This window comes from Rhizobacter sp. P1_G5 (genome assembly GCF_056405435.1).
Map to the genome: position 1 here is coordinate 1 of NZ_JBFUCB010000691.1, position 3018 is coordinate 3018.

A 3018-nucleotide genomic window follows, 5' to 3' on the forward strand; every position below is an offset into this window, starting at 1 on the left:
GCCCAGGGCTACGCCGACAACTACATCCCGTCGGGCGACAACGGCAAGACGACCGAGGGCCGCCCGATCACGAAGAACGAAGCCGAGAACGAGCTGTACAAGTACGCCGACTACCTGCCGAAGGACATGTCGCTGGACGAGCTGCACAAGATCGTCGACGGCACCTCGCACACCGGCAAGTGCCCGCCGCAGCTGATCGCCGCGGCCAAGTACTTCACCGACCACCCGCAGGAGTGGAAGGACCTGAACAACGGCAAGGACAAGGTCTCGCACGCGAGCATGGAGGACAAGATCGCGGCCAAGGGGCAGCTCGACGCCGACCAGAAGAAGGCGCTGGACCGCATCGATGCCGACCCGAACGGCGCGTTCGGCAACAAGTTCAACCGCGACAAGCTGCAGAAGATCGCCRACGACCCGAAGGCCGCGCCGGAGGACAAGGAAGCGGCGAAGAAATTCCTCGAGGACCCGGTGCTGTTCGGCAAGCTGGACAACGCCAAGCACGGCCGCGACATCAAGGGCGCGAAGAAGCTGTGGCAGCAGTCGGACGACGGCACCATCAGCCGCGACGACATCAAGGCCTTCCGCAGCCACCTGGAGAACAAGGAGGTCGCGACGACGCCGGCGAACGCCACGCACAAGCCGAAGGGCGCCGAGGACGTGAAGGCGGTCGGCGACATGGTGGCCGGCGAGATGGACCAGCCGGACCAGAAGAAGGCCAAGGGCGGCGGCTTCAAGAAGTTCCTGCAGGGCTGCCTGAGCGTGGTGTCGAAGATCGCCAACGTGATCTCGAAGGTGGCCGAGAAACTCGGCAAGGTGCTGCCGCCGCCGTTCAACCTGGTGGCCAAGGCGGTCGCGGTGGGTTCGCGCGTGTGGTCGGAGGGGACCAACGTCGCCGCGACGGCGATCCAGGGCGGCGACGTCAAGAAGGCCTTGCGCGACGCCGGGCTGGATATCGCAGGCACCGGGCTCAACGTGGCGACCAACAGCAGCGCCGGCAGCCTGGTGACGGGCGGCGTGAAGGCGGGGCTCAACGGGGCGAGTGGCGAGAAGCCGAAGGCGGCGGATTTCTTCTGATCCGGTTTGCACCCGGCGGCGATCGGAATACGCTACCATTTGGCGAATTCTGATCAACCATTTGGGTGAATCATCATGTGTGCTGCCGCTGTGCGCCCCCGGCCGGCCCTGGGTTCCAAGCCACCCGCCGACTTCTGGTCGGTGCAGGGGCGCGGGCCGGCGGCCGGTGCCAAGGCATCCCGCAAGGCCTTCGCCGACCTGGTCGGGCGGGTGCGCAGTTCACCCGGGATCGTGCTGTTCGACGCGGTCGAAGCGGGTGTTCCCACCTGGCTGGTCGACGTGATCGCCGAGGCGACCGGCCAGGCCGTGTCGACCGTGATGGACATCATCGGCGTGTCGCCCACCACCTTCCGACGCAAGGACGAAGCCGGCGAGGTGCTGCCGGACGTCGCCGGGCACCGCGTGATGGGTTTGCTGCGCGTGGCAGCCACGCTGCGCCGCCTGCTCGAGGAGAGCGGCGATCCGGCGCAATTGAAAGACTTCGACCTCGACGCCTGGCTCGCTGAATGGCTGCGCGAACCGCTGCCCGAACTGGGCGGCAGGACCCCGGCCGAGCTGTTGCGCAACCCCGAGGGGCTGCGCGCGGTGGAGCAGGTGCTGGAGCGCATGCGCGGGGGACTGYCTGCATGACGGTGGCGTTGTGGCGCATTGCCGCCGACACACCGCAGTGGGGCGCCGATGACCTGGCCGGAAAGGGTGCCGCGAGCCGCGGATCGCGTTGGAACCATCCCGGAGAGTTGGTGAGCTTCGCGGCCACCTCGGTGTCGCTCGCGGCCTGGGAGACGCGGGCGCATTTCGGCAAGAGCGCGGGCAAGTTGCCGTGGAATCGCTTCCTCGTGCGCATCGATGTGCCGGACGCGGTCTGGGCGGCGCGGCTGGTGCTGCAACGTCCACCGGCCGTCGGCTGGGATGCGATCCCCGAAGGGCTGGTCTCGCGCGAGCTCGGCTCAGCGTGGCTGGGCGGGGGACAGTCGGCGCTGCTGGTCGTGCCGTCGGTGATCATCGAGGAAGAAGACAACGTGCTGATCAACCCGGCGCATCCGGATGCTGCAGGGTTGGCGGCGGTGAAGGTCCGGCGGTTCGTCTACGACCACAGGGTGTAGCGGTGATTCACCACTCGTACCTTTGCGCTGCGAGCGTATCGACCCAGTCCCGAATCTTGTAGTCGCGTTTGACAAGCTCTTCGATGAATCCGCAGAAGCTCTCTGAGATCATCGAGAAGAAGGGCTGGGATCGCGAGAAAAAATAGATGCGTCCGTGAATGTCGAATCCGAAGAAGTTGCCTTGCGTGTCCTGAGCGAACAGGGCGCCACCTTTCAGTTGACCACGCTCTATGGCAGCGAACCACTCCTCGCGGAAGCTCAGCCCCTCATCAATATCTCCGTAGCCAAGCGTCAGGAGCCAGCGACGAAGATCGCCGGGCACGGCGATCCCGATTCCTTGTTCGATGGCTTCGATTTCATCGAGCGCAACGGCTCTGTAGGGTGTGAACACAGGCTTCCGCCGAAAGAATTTCTTCCGACTGGCCGAACGCACGGCTCTCACGATCTCGTCGATTTCCATTCACTATTCCTCAAGCGCCCATCACCTGGACAATCAGGTAGACCACAAAGACAACCAACAGCATCGCGGGAGTGAACCAGAACAGCAGCACCATCGGGAGACTCCAACGTCGGCCATAGACATCCAGTTCCGACAGATGTTTCACCATCGCCTCGATGTCTTCCGCAGGAACGCAGTCTTGACGAGGTATCCGGTGCAAGTCCCATATGCCCCTCGCGCTCACTTCGTCCAGAAGACGAGCAGATAGGCAACCATCAAGATCAAGAGTGGAGGCAACAGCCATCGCACCCCATCGATGACCAAACGCCTTGGGGGCACAGCCAGTACGCGCTTCGCATATGCAATGACCGACTGGACCTCGGTCTGGTCAAAGGCATATGG

Annotated in this window: 5 protein-coding genes; 3 read left to right on the forward strand and 2 right to left on the reverse strand. The window is 64.3% G+C overall.

Annotated features, from left to right (window positions below; genetic code table 11):
• The 3 genes from AC1D12_RS29565 to AC1D12_RS29575 all read left to right on the forward strand — a co-directional run.
• Nucleotides 1-1074: HrpF/NolX family T3SS translocon protein (locus AC1D12_RS29565; protein WP_477844754.1), on the forward strand; the 1074-nt coding region annotated here is incomplete at its 5' end.
• Between the two features lie 75 nt (nt 1075-1149).
• Nucleotides 1150-1704 carry an antitoxin Xre/MbcA/ParS toxin-binding domain-containing protein gene (locus tag AC1D12_RS29570; RefSeq protein WP_477844756.1) on the forward strand — a complete coding sequence of 185 codons (555 nt, stop codon included), beginning with the start codon at nt 1150-1152 and terminating at the stop codon, nt 1702-1704.
• A complete protein-coding gene (locus AC1D12_RS29575) occupies nt 1701-2177 on the forward strand; it encodes an RES family NAD+ phosphorylase (protein ID WP_047505537.1) in 477 nt (158 codons plus the stop codon). Before AC1D12_RS29570 ends, AC1D12_RS29575 begins: the two co-directional genes overlap by 4 nt.
• 7 nt (nt 2178-2184) lie before the next feature.
• Here the strand turns inward: AC1D12_RS29575 and AC1D12_RS29580 are convergent, their stop codons facing one another.
• Complete coding sequence (locus AC1D12_RS29580; RefSeq protein ID WP_047505536.1) at nt 2185-2637, reverse strand: SMI1/KNR4 family protein; 453 nt, start codon at nt 2635-2637, stop codon at nt 2185-2187.
• A gap of 10 nt (nt 2638-2647) precedes the next feature.
• Nucleotides 2648-2785, reverse strand: coding sequence for a hypothetical protein (locus AC1D12_RS29585; RefSeq protein WP_477844758.1), 138 nt, complete (start codon nt 2783-2785; stop codon nt 2648-2650).
• Nucleotides 2786-3018 lie beyond the last annotated feature (233 nt).

Excerpts from the sequence above, each read along its gene's own strand:
- AC1D12_RS29575 (WP_047505537.1), top strand. The coding sequence starts at position 1,701 with ATGACGGTGGCGTTGTGGCGCATTGCCGCCGACACACCGCAGTGGGGC.
- AC1D12_RS29580 (WP_047505536.1), bottom strand. The coding sequence starts at position 2,637 with ATGGAAATCGACGAGATCGTGAGAGCCGTGCGTTCGGCCAGTCGGAAG.
- AC1D12_RS29585 (WP_477844758.1), bottom strand. The coding sequence starts at position 2,785 with ATGGTGAAACATCTGTCGGAACTGGATGTCTATGGCCGACGTTGGAGT.